23 protein-coding genes are annotated in these 20,758 nt (G+C 60.7%); 4 read left to right on the top strand and 19 right to left on the bottom strand.

Features of this window, described 5'->3' with window-relative positions:
• Nucleotides 1–11: 11 nt before the first annotated feature.
• The 4 genes from AAEZ10_RS10225 (at nt 12) to AAEZ10_RS10210 (ending at nt 1,862) form a co-directional block, all read left to right on the top strand.
• Complete coding sequence (locus tag AAEZ10_RS10225; protein WP_350569052.1) at nt 12–665, top strand: HD domain-containing protein; 654 nt, start codon at nt 12–14, stop codon at nt 663–665.
• 108 nt (nt 666–773) lie between these two features.
• Entirely contained in the window at nt 774–1,118 is a 345-nt protein-coding gene (locus AAEZ10_RS10220; protein WP_071173201.1) for a hypothetical protein, read from the top strand.
• Between the two features lie 44 nt (nt 1,119–1,162).
• On the top strand, nt 1,163–1,420 hold the full coding sequence (locus AAEZ10_RS10215; protein ID WP_110646004.1) for a hypothetical protein: 258 nt from the start codon (nt 1,163–1,165) through the stop codon (nt 1,418–1,420).
• Between the two features lie 61 nt (nt 1,421–1,481).
• Nucleotides 1,482–1,862: a Rho termination factor N-terminal domain-containing protein gene (locus tag AAEZ10_RS10210; RefSeq protein ID WP_071173202.1), complete on the top strand. Its 381-nt coding sequence runs from the start codon at nt 1,482–1,484 to the stop codon at nt 1,860–1,862.
• Nucleotides 1,863–2,007: 145 nt separating this feature from the next.
• Here the strand turns inward: AAEZ10_RS10210 and AAEZ10_RS10205 are convergent, their stop codons facing one another.
• From AAEZ10_RS10205 to mltG, 19 genes are all read right to left on the bottom strand, one after another.
• Nucleotides 2,008–2,937 (bottom strand): PfkB family carbohydrate kinase, encoded by a 930-nt coding sequence (locus tag AAEZ10_RS10205; protein ID WP_350569050.1) that lies wholly within the window; start codon nt 2,935–2,937, stop codon nt 2,008–2,010.
• Entirely contained in the window at nt 2,930–4,396 is a 1,467-nt protein-coding gene (locus AAEZ10_RS10200) for a purine-cytosine permease family protein (RefSeq protein ID WP_350569048.1), read from the bottom strand. Before AAEZ10_RS10200 ends, AAEZ10_RS10205 begins: the two co-directional genes overlap by 8 nt.
• A 203-nt stretch (nt 4,397–4,599) precedes the next feature.
• Nucleotides 4,600–5,598 (bottom strand): ADP-ribosylglycohydrolase family protein, encoded by a 999-nt coding sequence (locus AAEZ10_RS10195; protein ID WP_350569046.1) that lies wholly within the window; start codon nt 5,596–5,598, stop codon nt 4,600–4,602.
• On the bottom strand, nt 5,595–6,308 hold the full coding sequence (locus tag AAEZ10_RS10190) for a GntR family transcriptional regulator (protein WP_073472290.1): 714 nt from the start codon (nt 6,306–6,308) through the stop codon (nt 5,595–5,597). Before AAEZ10_RS10190 ends, AAEZ10_RS10195 begins: the two co-directional genes overlap by 4 nt.
• A 269-nt stretch (nt 6,309–6,577) precedes the next feature.
• Nucleotides 6,578–7,546 carry an L-arabinose ABC transporter permease AraH gene (araH, locus tag AAEZ10_RS10185; RefSeq protein ID WP_350569043.1) on the bottom strand — a complete coding sequence of 323 codons (969 nt, stop codon included), beginning with the start codon at nt 7,544–7,546 and terminating at the stop codon, nt 6,578–6,580.
• A 12-nt stretch (nt 7,547–7,558) separates the two neighbouring features.
• Nucleotides 7,559–9,106: an L-arabinose ABC transporter ATP-binding protein AraG gene (araG, locus tag AAEZ10_RS10180; RefSeq protein ID WP_041479431.1), complete on the bottom strand. Its 1,548-nt coding sequence runs from the start codon at nt 9,104–9,106 to the stop codon at nt 7,559–7,561.
• 53 nt (nt 9,107–9,159) lie between these two features.
• A complete protein-coding gene (locus tag AAEZ10_RS10175; protein ID WP_016770973.1) occupies nt 9,160–10,164 on the bottom strand; it encodes a substrate-binding domain-containing protein in 1,005 nt (334 codons plus the stop codon).
• Nucleotides 10,165–10,301: 137 nt separating this feature from the next.
• On the bottom strand, nt 10,302–11,120 hold the full coding sequence (locus AAEZ10_RS10170) for an SDR family oxidoreductase (protein WP_073472288.1): 819 nt from the start codon (nt 11,118–11,120) through the stop codon (nt 10,302–10,304).
• Nucleotides 11,121–11,390: 270 nt separating this feature from the next.
• Nucleotides 11,391–12,266 carry an SMP-30/gluconolactonase/LRE family protein gene (locus AAEZ10_RS10165; protein WP_024013913.1) on the bottom strand — a complete coding sequence of 292 codons (876 nt, stop codon included), beginning with the start codon at nt 12,264–12,266 and terminating at the stop codon, nt 11,391–11,393.
• 133 nt (nt 12,267–12,399) lie between these two features.
• The gene (locus AAEZ10_RS10160; RefSeq protein ID WP_350569040.1) at nt 12,400–13,116 is read right to left on the bottom strand and encodes a FadR/GntR family transcriptional regulator; all 717 of its coding nucleotides are present in this window, start codon (nt 13,114–13,116) and stop codon (nt 12,400–12,402) included.
• Nucleotides 13,117–13,308: 192 nt separating this feature from the next.
• A complete protein-coding gene (locus AAEZ10_RS10155; RefSeq protein ID WP_073472283.1) occupies nt 13,309–13,869 on the bottom strand; it encodes a DUF1285 domain-containing protein in 561 nt (186 codons plus the stop codon).
• Nucleotides 13,870–13,883: 14 nt separating this feature from the next.
• Nucleotides 13,884–14,489 (bottom strand): DUF4823 domain-containing protein, encoded by a 606-nt coding sequence (locus tag AAEZ10_RS10150; RefSeq protein WP_016770979.1) that lies wholly within the window; start codon nt 14,487–14,489, stop codon nt 13,884–13,886.
• Nucleotides 14,490–14,655: 166 nt separating this feature from the next.
• Entirely contained in the window at nt 14,656–15,624 is a 969-nt protein-coding gene (locus tag AAEZ10_RS10145) for a GTP 3',8-cyclase MoaA (RefSeq protein ID WP_073472281.1), read from the bottom strand.
• Between the two features lie 138 nt (nt 15,625–15,762).
• Nucleotides 15,763–16,401 (bottom strand): TetR/AcrR family transcriptional regulator, encoded by a 639-nt coding sequence (locus tag AAEZ10_RS10140; protein ID WP_016770981.1) that lies wholly within the window; start codon nt 16,399–16,401, stop codon nt 15,763–15,765.
• Nucleotides 16,402–16,752: 351 nt separating this feature from the next.
• The gene (locus AAEZ10_RS10135) at nt 16,753–17,544 is read right to left on the bottom strand and encodes a TatD family hydrolase (RefSeq protein ID WP_110645998.1); all 792 of its coding nucleotides are present in this window, start codon (nt 17,542–17,544) and stop codon (nt 16,753–16,755) included.
• Between the two features lie 15 nt (nt 17,545–17,559).
• Nucleotides 17,560–17,916 (bottom strand): PilZ domain-containing protein, encoded by a 357-nt coding sequence (locus AAEZ10_RS10130; protein WP_016770983.1) that lies wholly within the window; start codon nt 17,914–17,916, stop codon nt 17,560–17,562.
• 42 nt (nt 17,917–17,958) lie between these two features.
• The gene (locus tag AAEZ10_RS10125) at nt 17,959–18,942 is read right to left on the bottom strand and encodes a DNA polymerase III subunit delta' (protein WP_073472277.1); all 984 of its coding nucleotides are present in this window, start codon (nt 18,940–18,942) and stop codon (nt 17,959–17,961) included.
• Nucleotides 18,935–19,567, bottom strand: a complete 633-nt coding sequence (gene tmk, locus AAEZ10_RS10120) for a dTMP kinase (RefSeq protein WP_016770985.1) — start codon at nt 19,565–19,567, stop codon at nt 18,935–18,937. The genes AAEZ10_RS10125 and tmk overlap by 8 nt, the downstream gene beginning before the upstream one ends.
• Nucleotides 19,568–19,586: 19 nt before the next feature.
• A complete protein-coding gene (gene mltG, locus AAEZ10_RS10115; protein ID WP_110645996.1) occupies nt 19,587–20,756 on the bottom strand; it encodes an endolytic transglycosylase MltG in 1,170 nt (389 codons plus the stop codon).
• Nucleotides 20,757–20,758 lie beyond the last annotated feature (2 nt).

Genomic DNA, 20,758 nt, shown 5'->3' with positions numbered 1-20,758 from the left:
AAAGGATGCTTATGACCGTTAACTGTTTTGCGCCGATGGAAGCACTGGCATCAGCGCTGATTCGGCACACACTGGAGTCGTCAGATGACGGCGCCCACGACATCGTCCACCTGCAGCGGGTCTGGCACACCGCACGCACCCTGCATGCGACCGAAGGCGGCGATCTGGAGGTTTTGCTCGCAGCGGTGCTGTTGCACGACTGCGTATCGGTCGAAAAAAACTCGCCGCTACGCTCGCAAGCTTCGCGTCTGGCAGCGGACAAAGCTTCTTCCGTGCTGAAGGAATTGGACTGGCCCAACGAGAAAATCAGCAACGTCGCCCACGCCATCGAAGCCCACAGCTTCTCTGCCAACATCACCCCAATCACTCTCGAAGCGAAAATCGTCCAGGACGCCGATCGCCTCGACTCGCTGGGGATGCTCGGTGTTGCCCGAACCTTCTATGTGGCGGGACGCATGGGCTCGGCGCTGTACGACCCGCAGGATCCCGAAGCGCTTGAGCGTGAGTACGACGACACGCGTTTTTGCCTCGATCATTTCCAGACCAAACTGCTACATCTGGCCGACGGTTTTCAGACCGTGACCGGTCAGCGCTTGGCGCAAATTCGTCATCAACGACTGAAGGGTTTCATGGAGCAGTTCAAGGAGGAAATTGGCATCGTCTGAACAGCAGCCACATGACCCCGGCGAAGACCGTTCGTCGATCATCAGGCACCAATCCGTCATCAGGGCTGACCAATCCAGTGTAAGGATTCCAATCACTGGAGAAGCCCTATGATCCCGTCAAGGTTGACCGCTTTAGTCTTCAGCGCCCTGCTCTGCCCTGCGGTGTTCGCCGCCTCGTCCACGGCAGCGGGCACTGGCCCTACCGATCCGACCCCGCCACGCGCGCCCGCCATCAACAGTGCCCCCGGAATGAACACCGATGGCTCCGGCGTGCCGCTGATCAATCAGCCACCCGCCACCGGCACCGACCCGCGCACTCAAGGCAGTGATCCGGGGCGTCAGGGTGGCATGAACACGCCTGATTCTCCCGCCACTGCGCCTGACAATGCCGGCCCCGGTGTCGGCTCGAAAACCACCACAGGTGGCTCCGGTTCCGAAGGTGCCGGTCAGTAGTTCGCCGACGCGAGCGCCCTATTCACTCCCATGAAGAGGTAACCATGAACGTCGACAAAGACCTGGAAAAAGAAGTTCTCACTCGCCTGTTGCACGCGCATCCCAATGGCTTGGGCAAGGAGGTGCTGGACAACTACCGGGGCGAGAAGGTCGTGGCTAGCGCCCTCGCCGCCCTGCAGGATCGCGGGCTGATTCATCATGGTCATGTGACCATGAGCGAAGCGGGCGAACACTCGCTGAACCTGCCGATCAAGCTCAGTTCTGCCGGCGTCGAAGCGGCGCGCAAACTGGATATGCAGTAGTGCCAAGCCGCTCGCCGTCGAAGCGGCGAGCGGCCGGATCCGCAACTTGAGGAGAAATCCCATGCCTCGTGGAAGCAAAGACAAATACACCAGCGAACAGAAGCGCAAAGCCGAGCACATCGAAGACAGCTACGAGAAAAAAGGCGTGTCGAAAGATGAAGCTGAGGCGCGCGCTTGGGCGACGGTCAACAAACAATCCGGTGGCGGCGAAAAGTCCGGCGGTTCGGGTCGCAAGAAGCCCGCCAGTGCCAAGTCGGAAGATCGCAAAGAATCATCGCGCCGCGCGGTGGCCAGCCGCAAGGGACATTCGCGTAACAGCGAAACTTCGAAGGATACGCAGACTGTCGATAGCCTGATGAAGGAAGCCCGAGCGAAGAATATTCCGGGGCGCTCATCGATGCGCAAGCAGGAGTTGATCGAGGCGTTGCGCAAGGCGAGCTAGAACGACGCCCACTGTAGGAGCTGCCGAAGGCTGCGAACTTCTGCTTTTCAAGATCAAAAGATCGCAGCCTTCGGCAGCTCCTACAGAAGATTTGTGTACGACGTAGATCCAATGTGGGAGCGAGCTTGCTCGCGAAGGCCTCATGTCAGTCGCGGCAGGACTCGCGGATAAATGCGTCCACCTCACCCGCCCCCGGCGATGTCGCCGGCCCCCAGCGAGTCACCGCCAGCGCCGCCGCCGCATTCGCCCGCCGCGCCGCTTCCGGTGCCTCCAACCCCTGCGCCAATCCAGCAACAAACACCCCGGCATGCGCATCACCGGCGCCATTGCTGTCCACCGCTTTGACAACAAACCCCGGCACTTGTCGACGCTCGCCCCGCTGCTGAATCCAGCAACCCTGCGGCCCGTCGCGCACCACCATCAGCACACTTTCCGGCAGCAGTTCCGCGAGGCGATCCATCGCTATACCAATCTCATCGGCTCCGGTAAACCGCAGCGCCTCGACGCTGTTGCTGGTCCACACATCGATGCGCGGCAGCAATGCCTGCATCATCGGCGCGTCAGGTGACTCCACCAACGGCCCCGGGTCGAACACCACATTGACCGCCGCCGGCAGCGCCAGCGTCCAGTCGAGCAACGCCTGCGCCTTGCCCTCGTGCAGCAGACTGTAACCGCTGAGATAAACGTAATCGCCGGGCTCGGCAGCCACGCTGCTCAGGTCCTCCTCGGTCACCTCACCTTCAGCGCCGATGTAGGAAATGAAACTGCGTTCAGCCGACGCATCGGTCAGCGCCACGCACAGACCGGTATCGCGCTCGGCCGGTTCGCGGATGCCGATGCAGATACCTTCCGCCTGCATCGCTTGGCGCGCCAAGTCACCGAAACGCCCCGTGCCATGGCGACCGAGGTAAACCACCGGCAGACCGTTGCGCACCGCAGCGGCCATCACGTTGAAGCCGCCACCGGCTTCGAACCCCGCCGACTGCGCCAGCACGTCGCCGCCAATCTGCGGCAGTTTTTCCACGGCCATGACCAGGTCGATGATGACCTGGCCGGTGTGCAACATCTTAGGCATGAGCATTCTCGGGTTGCGCGGCGCGGCGATCTTTCGCGCCGCCAAGTATCAGGTAAATGCCACCGGCGACGACGAAGGTCACGATCCAGCCGAGGCCGTTGTGGCCCAGCCAGGAGTCGGACAGAACGCCCTTGAACCAGACGTTTTCTGCCGTGGTGCCGATGGTAGTGAAGCTGAAACCAAGGACGATGGCGATCGCCCAGGCGCCAAACGCGCGCCACTCGATGCCGCCGCGATACCAATAGGCGCTGCTCGGGCCGACGTCGAGCAGGTCTTTGGGGCTGTAGTAGTGACGGTGAATCAGGTCGACCACGAAGATCCCCACCCAGGCAGTGATCGGCACTGCCAGCAGGGAAATGAAGGTAATGAACGGGCCGTAGAAACTGTCGGCGATCAGCATGAAGTAGATCGAGCCGGCGAAGATCGCGACGATATCCACCACCACCGCGTAGACCCGTTTGACCTTGAGGCCCAGGGTCAGCGTGGTCAGGCCGGCGGAGTACACCGACAGGTTGTTCGACAGCAGCAGACCGCCGAACGCGGTGATCAGGTACGGCACGGCCATCCACGTCGGCAGCATGTCGCGGATCGCCACGATCGGATCAGTCGCCGACGCCAGATCATTGTTGCCCACCGACAACAAGCCGCCGAGAGTGATCAGCAGCACCAGCGGAATGCCCGCGCCGAACGCCGCCGACGCCACCAGGCGTACAGCCTTGACGCTGCGATGCTGATAGCGCGACATGTCCGCACCGGCGTTGGCCCAGCCGATGCCGGTGCCGGCGGCCATGGTGCCGATGCCGATGATCATTGCGCTCAGCGGTGCTGGCGTGGCGTTGAATACCGCGCTCCAGTCGATCGTCGCGCAGAGAAAACCACCGACGAGAATGTTCAGCGCACCGAACACGTACGTCGCCCACTTCTGGATCACCAGCAGGGTCGCGTGGCCGAGGCCGGACACCGACAAGGTCAGCAGGACGAAGATGGCGATAAAGATCAGCGTCAGGACCGGCGCACTTTTCGCCTCGACCGGCGAGCCGAACAGGATCGAACACAGCGACAGCAGCACGAAGGCAGCGGTGGTGGTATTAACGGTCTCCCAACCCAGACGCGACATCAGCGAAACCAGCGTCGGGCCGATGTTGCCGCGTACGCCGAAAATTGCCCGGGACAGCGTCAGGCTCGGCGCGCGGCCACGCCGCCCGGCAATCGAAATGATCCCGACCACGGCAAACGAACCGGCGGCACCAAGAATCGCGACGATGATCGCCTGCCAGATCGCCAGCCCGCGAAACGCCACCAGCGTGGCGCCCAGCGGCAGGCCGAGGATGGAAATATTCGCCGCAAACCAGACCCAGAACAGCTGCAGCGGATGACCGTTGCACTCGGCTTCCGGCACCGGCTCGATGCCCCGGGTTTCCAGTTGCCCGACGCTTTGCCCGGCGTTTGATGAACTCATGAAGATGCTCCTGTTTGCCTTTTTTGTGGTTGTGGCAATGATGCAAAACGACAAGACAACCGGCCTTCCGAGGCCTGTCTGTGCGATCCATTGCTGTGTGAATTCTTTAGAAATGCGTCGCCCCTTTCGCGAGCAGGCTCGCTCCCACAAGGGAATGCATTCCAATTGTGGGAGCGAGCTTGCTCGCGAAGGCGCCAGCCCAATCAGCGCAAGGCCAACAGCCCCTGCACCAAAGGCTCAAGCTCCAGCTGATTAACAGCTTTCACCGTTTCGATCATCGGCTGCGGCCAGCACTCAAGCCCCAGGCAGGCGCCGAGCATGGCGCCGAGAATCGCCGCGATGGTATCCGTGTCGCCGCCCAGGCTGGCGGCCATGCACAGCGCTTCGAATGCAGTCATCTCGCCGATGGCCACTTGCTGGGCCAGGGCGAATGAAACCACCACCGACTCCTGCGAAGCCACCGATGTGCCGATTACGTCGTAGAGCAGATCCGCCAGCAGCGCCTTGTCGCTGTCGACACTGATGCTGCGCGCCCAACTGATACGCGAGGCGATGCGCCCGCCAGCCACCCAATGCCCGTGGGCTTCGGCCTGCTGGGCGATCTGCTGGCCAAGGTTCAGCGCCTCGCCGAGATCGACGTCATTGATGCCAGCAGAGACCACCGCCGCCACCGCCGCCGCACTGGAAATCCCCAGCGTGGTGTTATGCGTCACCTGGCAAGCCTGCACGACCGCCGTGATGAAGCGCTGCGGGTCGGCCACGTTCGCGGCAATGCCCACCGGGGTAATGCGCATCGCCGCGCCGTTGGTGGTGCCGTAGCGCCCGGCTTCTTCCGGGGAATGCCCGGCGAGGATCATTTCAATGGCGCGCTTGGTCGACGGGCCGAGCAAGTCCTGCGAGCCTTTGGCCTGCATCTCGGCTTCCCATTCGATCAAGCGCTGGGCGAGAACCGCCGGCTCGATGCGGCCGTGACCTTCGACCAATAACTCGCCGACCAGGATCGCCTGCTCGGTGTCATCGGTGATCGAGCCTTTGGGCATGTTCGCGGCGATCGGTTGCAGTGGGCCGGCGTCCTGCAGATCAGTGATCTGGCCGAAGCGCGCCTTGATCGTTTCACGATCGAGCGACTGCGTCGGCATGCCCAGCGCGTCACCCAGGGCCAGACCATAGAAAGCGCCAAGCGCACGGTTGAGCGCGGTCATTTCGATTCTCCGAATTGCAGGTGCAGACGAAAGTGCACCGGGTCGAGCAGGCTTTCCACCTGTTCCATGAAACGGTTCTGCCGGTCGTAGGTGGTGCGCAAGGCTTTGAGAAACACCGTGCCGACCGGACGGCCGAGCAGCTCGGCGTCTTCGGCATTCAGCGGCTCGGCGCCGATCCACTGATCGCCGCGCTCGCCGATGTAGCCGTAGGCGGCCAGGGTGATGGTCAGGGAATTGTCGATCAAACCGACGCGAGGCAGGCTTTCCAGGCCGCCGTTGGCCGGCATCAAGGATCGTTCCAGAGACACTAGCGTACCGTCGGTGGCGCGCCGGCGACGGTCGAGGGTGATGAACTGATCGGTGCCGAAATGCACCAGCAGATCTGGCCGCGTCACGGCTTCGAGGCGCAACACTTCGGTATTGATCAGCGCCCCGCTGTCGGCCAACGCCTGCGCCCAGCCGCTGCGCTGATCCAGCGCGACACCGTCGAAAGTGACGATGGAACCGACACCGCTCTGCGTGGCGATGTAATTACGCCGCTTCAGTTCGGCCAGCGCCTCACGCAAGGTGCCACGGCTGACCTGGAATTCTTGAGCCAACTGATGTTCGCCGGGCAACAGAAAGCCGTCCTCCATGAGGCCGCTTTCGATGCGTCGGACGAGCTCGTCGACCACCCTTTGCTTCTTGTCGAATCGTACCTGTCTAATCATGTACAAATTGATAACCGAAACGGTGCGTGGCGGGCAACAAAAATTTGAGCGAGGTGACCGGTGGAGAGAGCAAAATCAAGAGCCCCTCACCCTAGCCCTCTCCCGGAGGGAGAGGGGACTGAATGGGGGATGCTCAAGAGATACGCCGACCTGAAAGTGCTTCGCCGAATCCATAATCGACGAGAGCTTTCAGGTCGACGGATTACGCAAGACACCTCGGTCGGCCCCCTCTCCCTCCGGGAGAGGGCTGGGGTGAGGGGCTTTTGACGTTAGCGTTGTTTCAGGCGGTCAATGACCACGGCCAGCAACAGAATCGAACCACGAATCACATACTGATAAAACGTATCGATGTTCTTCAGGTTCATCGCATTCTCGATGATCGCCAGAATCAACACCCCGGCAATCACATGGCGAATCATGCCGATGCCGCCACTCAGCGAAACCCCGCCCAGTACGCAAGCCGAGATCACCGTCAGTTCAAAACCCTGACCAATCATCGGCTGCCCGGAAGTCATCCGCGAGGCCAGAATCACACCCGCCAGCGCACCGATCAAACCATGCACGGCGAAGATGATGATCTTGGTCCGGTCAACGTTGACGCCCGCCAGCAACGCCGCTTCCTGGTTGCCACCGATAGCCATGGTGTTGCGCCCGTAGGTGGTGTAGTTCAGCAGCCAGCCGAAAAACAGGAAGCAGACAATGGTGATCAGGATCGGCACCGGCACACCGAACAGCTGGCCGTTACCGAAGACGAAGAACGATTCCTGCGAAACACCGACCGCTTTGCCGTTGGCAAAAATATAGGCCAGACCGCGAACGATCTGCATGGTCGCCAGCGTCGTGATCAAGGCATTGACGCGCAACTTGGCAATCACGATGCCGTTGATCAGCCCGACGACCAGGCCCATCACCAGCGCCGCACTGACCCCGAGAAATACGCTATTGGTGTCACGCATCACCACCGCCGCGACCACGCCGGCGCAGGCGATCACTGAGCCGACCGAGAGGTCGAAGTGCCCGGATGCCAGGCAATAAAGCATGGTGCACGCGGCGATACCGGTGGTGGAAATCGCCAGGCCCAGGCCACGCATGTTCAGCGGCGAGAGGAAGTTGTCGATCAGCAGTGTGCAGGCGACAAAGATGCCGATCGCCGCCAGCAGCATGACCCAGTCATCGAGGAAGCGCCGCAGGTCCAGCGGTTTGCGCTCGGTCGGCAGGGTTTCGTTTTGCGTAGTCATCATAGTCACCTCTCAGTTCGCCACGCCGTCAGCGCGGTGGCGTGGCAAAGCCAGTTGCAGCAGGTTGGATTCATTGGCCTGGTCGCGGCTGACTTCGCCGCGCAGGGCGCCTTCGCACAGCACCAGGATGCGGTCGGAAATGCCCATCACTTCCATCAGATCGCTGGACACCACGATCACCGAAATGCCGTCGGCGGCGAGGTTATGAATGATCTGGTAGATCTCGGCCTTGGCGCCGATGTCGATGCCACGGGTCGGTTCGTCGAGCAGCAGGACTTTCATCGGCATCGACAACCAGCGGCCGAGAATGGCCTTCTGCTGATTGCCGCCGGAAAGGAACTTGATCTGCTGGCCGGCGTGCGGGGTTTTCACTTTCAGGGCCTTGATCTGCTTGTCGGCGTTGCCCTTTTCCCACAGGCCGCGAATCAGGCAGCCGAGCCCGGAATGCGCGCCACGGGCACTGATGTTGATGTTCTCGGCGACACTGGCCAGGGGGATGATGCCTTCTTTCTTGCGATCTTCCGGGCAGAGCAGAATGCCGGCGGCAATCGCATCACGTGGCGAGCGCAGTTTCAGCTCATGGCCGCGCAATTCGAGACGGCCGGCGGTGTTGCGCTCCAGGCCGCTGAGCAAGCGAAACAGCTCGGTGCGCCCTGCCCCGACCAGCCCGAACAGGCCAAGGATTTCGCCCTTGTGCGCTTCGAAACTGATCGGCTCGCGCAGGCCCGGGCCGAGCAGGCCGTCGACTTTCAACGCCACGGCGCCACGCGGGCGATGGCGGTAATCGTAGATGTCCTGAATGTCGCGGCCGACCATGCAGGTCACCAGTTGATCGTGGGTCAACTGGCTCATGTCGTCGAAGGTACGCACGTAGCGGCCGTCCTTGAACACGGTGACGGCGTCGCAGATACGGAAGACTTCTTCCATGCGATGGGACACGTAGAGCACCACTTTGCCTTCGTCGCGCAGACGACCGATGATCGCCATCAAGCGGTCGATCTCGCGTGCCGAGAGACTACTGGTCGGTTCGTCGAACGCGATAACGTGAGCGCCGCGCGACAGCGCTTTGGCGATTTCCACCAACTGCCGCTGCCCCAGCGACAAGCGTCCGACCTTGGTTTGCGGATCGATTTCGTCGGCCAGGCCTTTCAGGCAATTCAAGGCTTTCTGGCGCAGCTCACTGCGATTGATCAGGCCGAAACTCGCCGGCAGATGCCCGAGAAACAGGTTCTCGGCCACGGTCATTTCCGGGACCAGATGCAGTTCCTGGTGAATCACCGCGACGCCGCTGCCGATGCTGTCAGCGGTTGACTTGAAGGCCATCGCCTGCTCGCCGATCTGCAGCTCGCCGCTGCTCGGAATGTAAGCACCACCGAGAATCTTCAGCAGGGTCGATTTGCCCGCGCCGTTCTCGCCCATCAAGGCATGAACCTGGCCGGGGTGGGCGACGAAGCTGATGCCGTCGAGCGCTTTCACGCCGGGAAAGGTCTTGCCGATCCCGTTGAAGCGCAGGCTGCCGCTGGCGCCGTGTTGTTCTTGTGTCTGTACTTGCGCGTGCATAAAGCCACCTCTTCACACCGAAAAACGGCCCGGCTGCCCGGGCCGTCGCTGCCTCAGTTCCACAAGCCGATTTTTTCCAGCTCTTGCTTGAAGTTTTCGCGGGTGATCAGGGTGACGTCATCCATGGCGGTGTACTTCGGCGGCTCTTTGCCGGCGGTGATCCACTCGTACATCATCTCGGCGGTCTTGTAGCCTTCGATGTGCGGGCTTGGCAGCATCGAACCGAAGAAGCCGCTGTTAGGCTTTTTCAACTCGCCGATGGCGTCGGTGCCGTTGATGCCGATGCCGATCACGTTGCTCGCGGCAAAACCGGCCGCTTCGGTGGCGCGCACGCCGCCGAGCACGGTGTTGTCGTTCATGCCGCCGATGATCAGGTTTTTCGCCGCGCTCGGCAGTTTCACCAGCGCCGAGTTGGTGGCGTCCATGCTGCCCGGTACGTCGAGGGTTTTCAGTGCGGCGAAGAGGATGTGGTCCTCGGGCATGCCGGCCTTCTTCAGGGCATCGACCGAACCGTCGGTGCGCTTCTTGCCGGTGTCGAGTTCGTTGTAGGTATTGACCACCGCGTAGGTGTCTTTCCAGTCCCAGTTACGCTTTTTCGCTTCGGCGGCCATGGCGGCGCCCTGCTTCTGGCCGACTTCAAACGCGGCCATGCCCAGGTACGGCACGTCTTCCATGAACTTGCCGTTGGCATCGACAAAACGGTCGTCGACGGCAATCACTTTCAGGTCGTTGATCTTGGCTTTGGCCATGATCGCCGGGCCGAGGGACACGTCAGGCGGGCAGATCACAAAACCCTTGGCGCCGTTGGCGGCCAGGCTGTCGATCGCCGAGAGGGTCTTCTCGCCATCCGGCACCGCGATCTTGATCAGTTCAAAGCCTTTGTCCTTGGCGGCTTTTTCGGCAAAAGCCCATTCGGTCTGGAACCACGGTTCTTCGGCCTGCTTGACCAGAAAACCGATCTTCACCGCGTCGGCGGCGAGCAGCGCACTGCTCAGGCTGAACGCAGTGACCGCCAGGGCAGTGCTGCACAGGGTACGAATCCCGAAACGACGTTTCATCAGATGACTCCTTGTTATTTTTTTTGAGCAAGGTTTGGAAAGCGTTGAAGCGTGTTCTCAGTGAAGCTGTTTGAAAATAGTCATATCGTATGATGATTGGATTTCAAGCGTAGTTCAGCGCTGGAAATCCGTTTTGTTCAGTCGTGGTACATCACCGAGCGGCCACCATCGATGGTGATGCACGAAGCGTTGATAAACGGTGCCTCATCGCTGGCCAGAAATACCGCCGTCATTGCCACTTCGATCGGCTGGCCGATGCGCTTGGGCGGGTGCAGGTCAAAGGCGCGTTGACGCTCGGCATGCGGATCGGCAAAGCCATTCCAGTAATCGACGTTCAGCTGCGTTTCGATGTAGCCCGGCGCGATGGCGTTGACGCGAATGCCTTTGGCCGCGTATTCGATGCCGAGAGCGCGGGTCAGGCCGAGCAAGCCGTGCTTGGCTACCGGGTACGGGAAGCAACCGGGAATGATCTGGCTGGAATGGGTCGAGGCGATGTTGATAATGCTGCCCACGCCCTGCTCGATCATCTGCGGCAGCACCGCTTTGCAGCCATACCAGGCGCCGTCCAGGTCAATGGCGAAGCAGCGGCGCCAGTCTTCTTCCGTCATCTGCAAAGGATCGCGGAACACATTGACCCCGGCACAGTTGACCAGCACATCGATGCGGCCATGCAATTCCACCGCGCGTCGGGCCAGGGCGTGCAGATCCTGCTGATTCGATACGTCGACCTTGAGCGCCTGCACGTCATGGCCCTGATCGCGCCAGTGAGCGGCGACCTGCTCGACCTTGTCAGCCTGGATGTCGCTGATGAGTAATCTGGCTTGCTGCGAGGCGAAGGCGGCGACGATGGCTTCGCCGATGCCCTGAGCGGCCCCGGTCAACAGCACGACCTTGTTTTTCAGGCGCTCGCCTTTCGGCGGGGCCGGCACTGCCGGCAATGTCAGCGCTTCAGCCATGGCTCAGGCCTCCTGCACGCAGGCGCAAAAAAACCGGGCATCGGTCGATGTCCGGTTCTGACGGCTGGGGAAAACAAACAGGCAAGCGCCGCCGCCGGCATTGAGCCGTGGCGAAAGGCGGATCCCGCTTGCGCGGGCGAGAAGAATTCGCTGCATCACTTCACCTGTTTTGTTCTTTTTAAGTGTGAGTGCGTGTTACTGCTGGAGCCGACTATAAACCCGACCGCCAAATAATCTCAATATATAATTTTGCATCCCATATTCTGGGATTTATCCAGCAAAACGCGTACAGAGTTTTCCTGCAACGTCGACGCGCATGCTCAGCACCGCGCCATCCAATGGATGGTTCAGCGGACTTTTGGCGCTGGTGATGAATAAGGTTTTCAAGTCTTCGCCACCGAAAACGCAACTGGTCGGGCGACTGACCGGCAGATCGATCTTGCGGTCCACCTGCCCGTCCGGCGTCAGGCGCAACAGGCAACTGCCGTCCCAGCGTGCATTCCACACGTAGCCTTCGGCGTCCATCGCCGAGCCATCGGGACCACCGTGTTGATCGGACGAGTAAAACACCTGCGGCGCATCAAGACTGCCGTCGGTGCGGATGAAATATCGATTGAGCGTGCTGTCGAGACTTTCACCAAACAGCAGCGTGGTGCCGTCGTCACTCCACAGCAGGGTGTTGGGGATGCCCAGACCGAGCAGCAGCGGTGTCACGCGCTGATCGGGATCAATGCGGAACAGGCCTCCGGAACGGCGCACCAGCGGCAGATCCTCACCGTGCTCGCCGATGTTGTTCTGCATGGTGCCTAACCACAACCGGCCCAAGGCATCGCAACGGGCTTCGTTGGGCCGGTTGCCCGGTTGCGGGTCGGCGACGCAGAACAACGTCAAGCGTGGCTCGAGGCCGGGCGAATCGAGATCCAGCCGATAGACACCGCTGCTCAGCGTGACCAGCGCATCGCCGCTGGCGCAAGGAATGAAGGCGGAGATGTGCTCGGGCATCTGCCAGATCTGCACGTTCTGACCGATCAGGCGCAACGCTTGTTTACCGGCGATATCGACCCAGTACAACGCCTGGGTCGGCGCATCCCAAAATGGGCCTTCGCCGAGTTGCGCGCGGTGTTGGGTCAGTGCGGTGAACGGCATATCAAGTCCTTCTGAGTTGTTGTTTTACTGTGGGAGCGAGCTTGCTCGCGAAGGCGGAGTGTCAGTCAATGATGATTTATCTGACCTGACGCATTCGCGAGCAAGCTCGCTCCCACAGGATGTCTCGACATTTTCAGCTAGCTTTTCTATTGGCCATGACTTTCGGGTAAAAGCGTTTTATCGCCAGATCGGCGTTGTCGATCAAGGTCATGCACGCCCACACGCCACGAGTCGAATCGCGCGCGACGATGGCGTCGGCCATGTCTTTATGGATCGGCAAGGTGCGGCGCAGTTCATCGGGGTCGGCGGCGGAGACTTCGAACGACACCGCCAGCAACGCGCCGAGGGCCGGGACCATTTGTTCGATGAACTGATTATGGCTGGCGGCCAGGATGCATTCGTGGAAGGCCTGGTCGGCACGGTTGTAATCGATGCCACTTTCGACCGCACGCTCCAGTGCATTGAAGGCCAGTTGCACCGCTTCAATCTGCTCCGGCGTCGCCCGCTCACAGGCCCAGCGCACCGCCATCGGCTCGATGGTGCGGCGCAAATCCAGCAGGTCATCGACGAAGTTTTCCGGCAAGCCGTTGCGCGATAGCCAACCGACCACTTGCGGATCGAACAGATTCCAGCGCCGCACCGGCAACACTCGCGTGCCGACCTTCGGTCCGACTTCAAGCATGCCTTTGGCGACGAGGGTTTTGATGGCTTCGCGAATCACCGTGCGGCTGACGCCAAGCTGTTCGCCCAGATCCGCCTCGACCTTGATGGTCTGCCCCGGCTTGACCTGACCGGCAGCAATCCAGCTGCCCAGCCAGTCAACGGTCGACGCATGAAAGCTGCTGGACATGAACACCTCAAGGCGAATCGCGATGGGTGCCTACGCTAATCATCATACGAATAACAGTCAATCGGATTTTTTCAGCTTGCGCAAACCATTGTGGGAGCGAGCCTGCTCGCGAAAGCGTCGCGTCAGTCAACATTGCTGGCGACTGATACAGCGCGTTCGCGAGCAGGCTCGCTCCCACATTTTGATGTTGTGTCAGGGTTCCAGGCCGATGCGAAAGAACTCGCCGCCACTCCACACGCCCAACCAGCGCTGACCATCGATCTCGCGGCTCACCGCCAGTTCCACCAACTGGTAAAACACATTGCGGTGAATCAGCGCTTCAAGGTTGCTGCGCACATGCACATAAGGCGCAGGCTCCTGGGTTTCAGGATCAATCTCGACACGGAGCGGATGCTCTGCCCCCGCCTCGGTGGTTTCCTCGACATTGGTGGTAAAGCGCAAAACCTGCGCCTCGCCCTCCCCCTCCACGTCAACGGCAACCGCCACGAACGGCGCGTCATCGACCTTGATGCCGACCTTCTCGACCGGGGTGATCAGGAAATAATCATCGCCGTCGCGGCGGATGATGGTGGAGAACAGTTTGACCATCGGCTTGCGCCCGATCGGCGTACCCAGGTAGTACCAGGTGCCGTCGCGGGCAATGCGCATGTCGATGTCGCCGCAGAAATCCGGGTTCCACAAATGCACCGGTGGCAGGCCTTTGGTCTTGGGGATCTGCCCCAGCAGGTCATTGGCTGTTTGCGGGTCACTCATGGCGTACTCCTTGATTACTGGTCGCCGATCCCCAGCAGGCTGCGTGCGTATTGCGCCAGCGGCGGACCGATGAGGTCTTCGGGTTTGGAGTCATGGAACGTCAGTAAACCGCCACGACTCTTGATCCGTGCAGTATCAATCAAATACTGGGTGCTGGTCTCGATCAACATGATCTGAATCACGCCGCCGTCGATACCGAGGCGATCCACGGCTTCCTGGTCCAGCCACTCGTCAGAGTTGCCGATGCGGTCGTCAGCCTTGGCGAAACGTGTGTACAGCAGATAATGCGCGCCGGCATCACGGGCTTCGCCCATGGCCTGATCGAGGCCTTCCGGCGCACGGGCGCGGCGGACCATCGGGAAATATTCGACAAAGCCCTTGAAGGCTTCTTCGGCGACCACGTTCGGCCGTGGATAGGAACCACCCGGTGGCGCGAACGCGCCCTGGGCGATGAAGATGAACGAGTCCGGCTGAATGCGGAGATTGTTCACCCGGCGGCTGTCGCTATGGTCCAGAAGCCCCGCATCGCTCATATGATAACGAGTGCCTTCGGCCATATCGCTGACATTCATGCAGCCGCCAAGCGCCAAAACGGCCAGCAGCAAAACCAGGCTACGCATCCTATTCCTCCAGAAGCCGGTGTCGGAAAACCGGCGAATGGCCGTTGGATGCAGCTTTTGCGCCAGCTCGGCAAATTCAGTGATAGAGGCATTCGCGAGCAGGCTCGCTCCCACAATTGAAATGCATTCCAAATGTGGGAGCGAGCCTGCTCGCGAAAGCGATTATTCAGCCACCAATAATCTTCATGACAGTAGCGCCGCCAGAGAACGCCACCTCCTGCTTGTCACCCAACGCCTTGACCAGCAAACGTTGCAGCGCCGGCAAAGCCTGGTGGCGCGGCTTGTCGAGCAGATCGCCGACATAGTGGCGGTTGCTCGACGACAGGCAGCCATGCAGCCAACCGGTCGACGACAGGCGCAAGCGCGAACAAGTGCGGCAGAACGGCACGCTTTCGTTGGCGATCACCCCGAAATTGCCGCGACCGGGAATCGCATAGCGAACGGCCGTGGCGTCCACCGGTGCGTCGGTCTGGGCGTATTCATAACGTTCGCCGATCAGGCCGAGCAACTGCGCAAGGCTGACGAACTGCTGCAGAAAAGCATTCGAGTCCTTGGCCAGATGGCCCATACGCATCAGCTCGATGAAGCGCAGTTCGAAGCCGCGCTCCAGACAGTAATCAAGCAACGGCATGACCTGATCGAGGTTCTGCCCGCGCAACGGCACCATGTTGACCTTGATCTTCATCCCGGCGGCGGCAGCCTGATCCATGCCATCGAGCACGCTGGCCAGATCGCCGCCACGAGCGATGCTGCGAAACGCAGCGGCATCAAGAGTATCGAGGGAAACGTTGATTCGACGCAGACCGGCGTCGACCAGCAGCGGCAGTTTTTTCGCGAGGAGTTGACCATTGGTGGTCAGGCTGATGTCGTCGAGGCCCATCTGGCCGACGGCAGTCATGAACGATTCGAGTTTGGGGCTGACCAGTGGCTCGCCGCCAGTGATGCGCAGGCGCTCGATGCCGGCCGCTTCGATCAGGTATTCGACGCCGCGCGCCATGGCTTCGGCCGACAGTTCATCCTGCGCAGCGACCAACCGCTTGCCGTTGGGCACGCAGTAGGTACAGGCGTAATTGCAGGCAGAGGTCAGGCTGATGCGCAGATTGCGAAAACGCCTGCCTTGACGGTCAACGATCATGAAACACTCCGGCGAAAGAAAATCGAGCGAGCAAAACTTGACTGAGAAATCAGGTTTTAGCAAGCCCTATGCCTGAGTATATTCCTGCGCTATTGCGCCATGTTGTGAAAACACGGCGCAATCAGCCCGCTGAATGACTTATGTGCTCGGGGTTTCCGGGTCGCGCTTGCGCTTGTTGCCCATGCGCACGCCGATGTCCATCAGGAACTGGAAGAAGCCTTCCTGATCTTCCAGCACGTTGCTCCAGAACGGCGAGTGATACAGCGCCACCGCGCCGTGCACCAGCGCCCAGGATGCGCAGTAGTGGAAGTACGGCGGCACGTCTTCGAGCTTGCCTTCGCTGATGCGACCCTTGATCAGCAGGGTCAGGCGTTCGAAGTTCGAGGCACGGATCTTGTGCAGCTCCTCGACCATCTCCGGCACCTGATTGCCCTTGACCACTTTCTCTTCGAGACGGTCGAACAGGCGATAGCGCTGCGGGTCGCGCATGCGGAATTCGAAGTAGGCGCGCGACAGCGCTTCCTTGTCCTTGTCGACATCCGCCGAATGCAGCAGCTCGTTCAGATCGCGCTCGTAGTCGAGCATCAGGCGCAAGTAGATCTCCGCCTTGGATTTGAAGTGCTTGTAGATCGTGCCTTTGCCGATACCCACGGCATCAGCAATCATCTCGACGGTGACACTGTCTTCACCCTGGTCGAGGAACAGCTTGAGCGCGGTATCGAGAATTTCCTGCTCGCGGCGACGAAATTCACGGACCTTACGAGGTTCTTTATGCATAAGAAAAAGGTCTGAAGGGTCAAAATTCGAAGCCGCGTATTATGCCTAACTTGCGCAAAAAAGCACGGTTCATCGACCAAATCTGTGTTTCTTGTTCATTTCGAGAACGATTCGGGTGCAATGAGAACTCAACTGAAGCAAACGTATTCCAAATTTGTTTAAAAACCCCGACCGGCTCACTGGACTGCACGCCAGACTGATCAATACTTGAACTGTCGGGCGACATCTCCCCCAAGTGTCGCGCCGGTAAAGGTACCAACGGACCGCGTGCCTTTGTTTTACTCCTAATGGTCTTAACCCGGATTCACCCCCCAGAACCCGGGTTTTTTTTGCCTGCGATTTGGCCAGCCGTCATACGGCAGATTTAACACTCGCCAGCGGGAACAGACGCTTGAAGTTCTCTGTGGTCTGCTCGGCAAAGCGCTCGTAGTTCTCACCACGCAGCATCGCCAGAAACTCCGCCACTTCGCGCACGTACTGCGGCAGGTTCGGCTTGCCGCGATACGGGATCGGCGCCAGGTACGGCGAGTCGGTTTCCACCAGCAGGCGATCGGCCGGCACTTTGCTCGCCACGTCACGCAAGGCGTCGGCATTGCGGAACGTGACAATGCCCGAGAGGGAAATGTAATAGCCCATGTCCAGCGCCGCTTTGGCCATGTCCCAGTCTTCGGTGAAGCAATGCAACACACCCGCCTGGGGCAGCGCCGCTTCGCGCAGCAGTTCCAGGGTGTCGGCACGAGCGCCACGGGTGTGGATGATCACCGGTTTGCCGGTCTGCTGCGCCGCTTGCAGGTGCAGGCGAAACGATTCCTGCTGCAACTCGGCAGCTTCCGGCTCGTAGTGATAGTCGAGACCGGTTTCGCCGATCGCCACCACTTTCGGGTGATCGAGTTCGTGCAGCAGCCAGTCCAGCGCTGGTGCCGCCCCCGGCTGCACATCCAGCGGATGCACACCGACCGAGCAATCGACATCGGCATACCGCTCGGCGAGGGCTTTGACGTCGGCGGCATTGTCGGCACTGACGCCGATGCACAGAAAATGTCCGACCCCGCGCTCGCGGGCCGCAGCGAGTGCGGCATCCAGCGAGCCGTCATGGGCGGCGAGGTCGAGACGATCAAGGTGACAATGGGAATCTACGAGCATAAAAAGGACTGCAACTTACATCGTATGAGTGGGACGGTCGGATTTCAGCGCTCCGGCCAGATGAGTTTCGATGCGACTGCGCGCGGTGTCGTCGCCGTCGTTGAACTGCACGCCGACACCGGCGGCGCGATTGCCTTGTGCGCCTTTGGGGGTGATCCAGGCGACTTTGCCGGCGACGGGGATTTTTTCCGCTTCATCCATCAGGTGCAACAGCATGAACACCTCGTCGCCCAACCGGTAGCTTTTGTTGGTCGGGATGAACAGACCACCATTCTTGATGAACGGCATGTAGGCGGCGTAGAGCACCGACTTGTCCTTGATGGTCAGGGACAAGATGCCGTTACGCGGCCCCGGGCTGACAGGTTCAATCATGTTCACCTCCACTGCTGATCTTCAGAGTCTAGGTACACATTCTTATCTTTGACCAGGCAATCCCACCCATTGCACCAACAATGCTTCCAGCAAAAGCGCCGGATTGAGGTTGGCCTTGCTCAACACTTTCTGCCGTTGGGCGAGAATCCAGTCCTGAATATCCAGCACTTTGCCCTGCGCGCTTTTCTGCGCCAGATACTGCACGACCTTGCGCATATCGGCCAGGCCGAGGCCGCCTTCGTCCTGTGTCAGTTGATAGCGCAGGATCAGGCTCGACCAGTCGCAGAACCAGTCGAACAGACGCAACATCGGAATACTTTTCCACTCTTCCGCCAGTTGCGTCGGCGATTGCTGGCCCTTGAGCAACTTCTTCACGCCTTCGACAACTTGCGCGCGCTGTTCACGCACACCTTGCGATTGCAGGCTGACCGCCATCAGCGGCGACCCGGCGGCCAGCGTCAGCAGTTCGACACGTTCGTCTTCCGCGCAATCCGGCAGCGCCTGGGCCAGCCATTGCAGGCTCATCGCCTCGCCCGGCAGCGGGCAGGCCTGCTGCACGCAACGGCTCTTGATGGTTGGCAACAAACGGCTCGGCTGGTGACTGACCAACAGCAGAACAGTATCGCCGGACGGCTCTTCAAGGCTTTTGAGCAAGGCGTTGGCAGCGTTGATGTTCATCGACTCGACCGGCTCGATCAACACCACTTTGCGCCCGCCGAGCTGCGCAGTCTGCACGACGAAACTGACCAGATCACGAACCTGATCGACCTTGATCGCCTTGTCCGCCTCTTCCGGCTCCAGGATGTAATTGTCCGGATGACTGCCGGCCTTGAGCAGCAAGCAGGATTTGCACTCGCCACACGCCTCAGGCGTAGGACGCTGACACAGCAGGCTGGCCATCAAGCGTTCGGCCAGAGCACGTTTGCCGATACCGGCGGGACCGTGCAGCAGGTACGCGTGGGCATGCTGACTGCGGCCGGCCAGTTGCTGCCAGAGGCTGTCCTGCCATGGATAGGCCTCAGCCACGGGCCAGCTCCAGCAGATTCGGCAGCAAGGTGTCCAGCGATTGCTGGACCTTGGCCAATGGCTGACCGGCATCGATGCGCACATAGCGCGAAGGATCGGCTTCGGCGCGCTTCAGGAACGCATTGCGCACGTTTTCGAAAAACGCCCGGCCTTCGAGTTCGAAACGATCCAGTCGGCCACGGGCACTGGCGCGGGCCAGACCGATCTCTACGGGCAGATCGAAAATAAGTGTCAGATCGGGCCGCAAGTCACCCTGCACGAAAGTTTCCAGGGTGGCGATGCGTTCCAGCGACAAACCACGACCGCCGCCCTGGTAGGCGTATGTCGAGTCGGTGAAACGATCACACAGCACCACAGCGCCACGGGCCAGCGCCGGGCGAATCACCTCGGCCAGGTGCTGGGCGCGGGCGGCGAACACCAGCAACAGCTCGGCGTCCGGATGCATCACTTCGTCGGCCGGGGTCAGCAACACGTCACGAATCCGCTCGGCCAGCGGCGTACCGCCGGGCTCACGGGTGAGCAGCACTTCGATACCGGCGGCGCGCAGGCGCTCGGCGAGGTATTCGCGATTGGTGCTCTTGCCCGCGCCTTCCGGGCCTTCCAGGGTAATAAACAAGCCAGTCACAGGCAGTCCTTCATCAAAGTCATTGCGCGTTCTGTGGTGCAGCGGCGTCCGGTTCCGGGGCTGGCGCAGGTTCTTGCGACGGCACTTGCGGCAGCGCCTCGGGCGCGGTGTTCGGCGAGGCCGCCGGAATCGCCTCATCGGTGGCCGGCGCGGTTACTGGTGCCGGGCTGGAACGGTAATCGGCACGGCGCTTGAGCTGGTATTCGCGCACTGCGTTGTTGTGCGCATCCAGATCATCGGAGAACACATGGCTGCCATCGCCACGGGCGACGAAATACAGGCTGCTGCCCTCCACCGGGTTGAGCGCAGCATGAATCGCCTCGCGCCCGACCATCGCAATCGGCGTCGGCGGCAAGCCTGGAATCACGTAGGTGTTATAGGGTGTCGGTTCTTTCAGATGCGCGCGGGTCAGCTTGCCGGTGTAGCGATCGCCGAGGCCATAAATCACCGTCGGATCGGTCTGCAACTGCATGCCCAGCGCCATGCGCCGTACGAACACACCGGCAATCTGCCCGCGCTCCTGCGGAACGCCGGTCTCTTTCTCGACCAGCGAGGCCATGATCAGCGCTTGATAAGGTTCGCTGTAAGGCACGTCGGCAGAACGCTGCGCCCACTCTTTGGCGAGCACCTCATCGAGACGATCAAAGGCTTTCTTCAACAGCTCGGCATCGGACATGCCGCGCACGAAGCGATAGGTATCCGGGAAAAACCGGCCTTCCGGGAACAAGCCTTTGTGGCCGATCTTCGCCATGACGTCGCTGTCGCTCAGGCCGGTGAGGGTCTGCTCGAGCTTGTCGTCCTTGGCCAGGGCGGCGCGCACTTGATGGAAAGTCCAGCCTTCGACCAGGGTCAGGCTGTACTGAACCACGTCGCCGCGCTTCCACGAATCGATCAGACCGTTGACGGTCATGCCCGGCTGCATGCGGTACTCGCCGCTGTGAATCGGCGTGCCGGCAAGATTGAAGCGCCAGTAGACGCGCAGCCAGAACGCGTCCTTGATGACGCCATCGGTTTCGAGTTCAAGGAAGGTACGGGTCGGTGTAGAGCCTTTCGGCACATCCAGCAGTTGTTCCTGCGGGATGTTCAGGGGCTGTTCCAGCGCCGAATGAATTTTCCAGGCGCTGGCGCCCAACAGCAGCCCTGCCAGAACCAGTCCGGTTTCCAGCAGCAGCAAAAGTTTACGTCTCACGA

This window comes from Pseudomonas sp. H26/SER47-MNA-CIBAN-0231, from assembly GCF_040310465.1.
GTDB classification, from domain to species: Bacteria; Pseudomonadota; Gammaproteobacteria; order Pseudomonadales; family Pseudomonadaceae; genus Aquipseudomonas; species Aquipseudomonas atacamensis.
The sequence above is the reverse complement of the archived record's forward strand: the minus strand, read 5'-3'. Positions and strand labels throughout refer to the sequence as shown.

What these genes read in the sequence shown, in the direction of transcription:
- AAEZ10_RS10225 (WP_350569052.1), top strand. Translation starts at nt 12, where the DNA reads ATGACCGTTAACTGTTTTGCGCCGATGGAAGCACTGGCATCAGCGCTG.
- AAEZ10_RS10220 (WP_071173201.1), top strand. Translation starts at nt 774, where the DNA reads ATGATCCCGTCAAGGTTGACCGCTTTAGTCTTCAGCGCCCTGCTCTGC.
- AAEZ10_RS10215 (WP_110646004.1), top strand. Translation starts at nt 1,163, where the DNA reads ATGAACGTCGACAAAGACCTGGAAAAAGAAGTTCTCACTCGCCTGTTG.
- AAEZ10_RS10210 (WP_071173202.1), top strand. Translation starts at nt 1,482, where the DNA reads ATGCCTCGTGGAAGCAAAGACAAATACACCAGCGAACAGAAGCGCAAA.
- AAEZ10_RS10205 (WP_350569050.1), bottom strand. Translation starts at nt 2,937, where the DNA reads ATGCCTAAGATGTTGCACACCGGCCAGGTCATCATCGACCTGGTCATG.
- AAEZ10_RS10200 (WP_350569048.1), bottom strand. Translation starts at nt 4,396, where the DNA reads ATGAGTTCATCAAACGCCGGGCAAAGCGTCGGGCAACTGGAAACCCGG.
- AAEZ10_RS10195 (WP_350569046.1), bottom strand. Translation starts at nt 5,598, where the DNA reads ATGACCGCGCTCAACCGTGCGCTTGGCGCTTTCTATGGTCTGGCCCTG.
- AAEZ10_RS10190 (WP_073472290.1), bottom strand. Translation starts at nt 6,308, where the DNA reads ATGATTAGACAGGTACGATTCGACAAGAAGCAAAGGGTGGTCGACGAG.
- araH (WP_350569043.1), bottom strand. Translation starts at nt 7,546, where the DNA reads ATGACTACGCAAAACGAAACCCTGCCGACCGAGCGCAAACCGCTGGAC.
- araG (WP_041479431.1), bottom strand. Translation starts at nt 9,106, where the DNA reads ATGCACGCGCAAGTACAGACACAAGAACAACACGGCGCCAGCGGCAGC.
- AAEZ10_RS10175 (WP_016770973.1), bottom strand. Translation starts at nt 10,164, where the DNA reads ATGAAACGTCGTTTCGGGATTCGTACCCTGTGCAGCACTGCCCTGGCG.
- AAEZ10_RS10170 (WP_073472288.1), bottom strand. Translation starts at nt 11,120, where the DNA reads ATGGCTGAAGCGCTGACATTGCCGGCAGTGCCGGCCCCGCCGAAAGGC.
- AAEZ10_RS10165 (WP_024013913.1), bottom strand. Translation starts at nt 12,266, where the DNA reads ATGCCGTTCACCGCACTGACCCAACACCGCGCGCAACTCGGCGAAGGC.
- AAEZ10_RS10160 (WP_350569040.1), bottom strand. Translation starts at nt 13,116, where the DNA reads ATGTCCAGCAGCTTTCATGCGTCGACCGTTGACTGGCTGGGCAGCTGG.
- AAEZ10_RS10155 (WP_073472283.1), bottom strand. Translation starts at nt 13,869, where the DNA reads ATGAGTGACCCGCAAACAGCCAATGACCTGCTGGGGCAGATCCCCAAG.
- AAEZ10_RS10150 (WP_016770979.1), bottom strand. Translation starts at nt 14,489, where the DNA reads ATGCGTAGCCTGGTTTTGCTGCTGGCCGTTTTGGCGCTTGGCGGCTGC.
- AAEZ10_RS10145 (WP_073472281.1), bottom strand. Translation starts at nt 15,624, where the DNA reads ATGATCGTTGACCGTCAAGGCAGGCGTTTTCGCAATCTGCGCATCAGC.
- AAEZ10_RS10140 (WP_016770981.1), bottom strand. Translation starts at nt 16,401, where the DNA reads ATGCATAAAGAACCTCGTAAGGTCCGTGAATTTCGTCGCCGCGAGCAG.
- AAEZ10_RS10135 (WP_110645998.1), bottom strand. Translation starts at nt 17,544, where the DNA reads ATGCTCGTAGATTCCCATTGTCACCTTGATCGTCTCGACCTCGCCGCC.
- AAEZ10_RS10130 (WP_016770983.1), bottom strand. Translation starts at nt 17,916, where the DNA reads ATGATTGAACCTGTCAGCCCGGGGCCGCGTAACGGCATCTTGTCCCTG.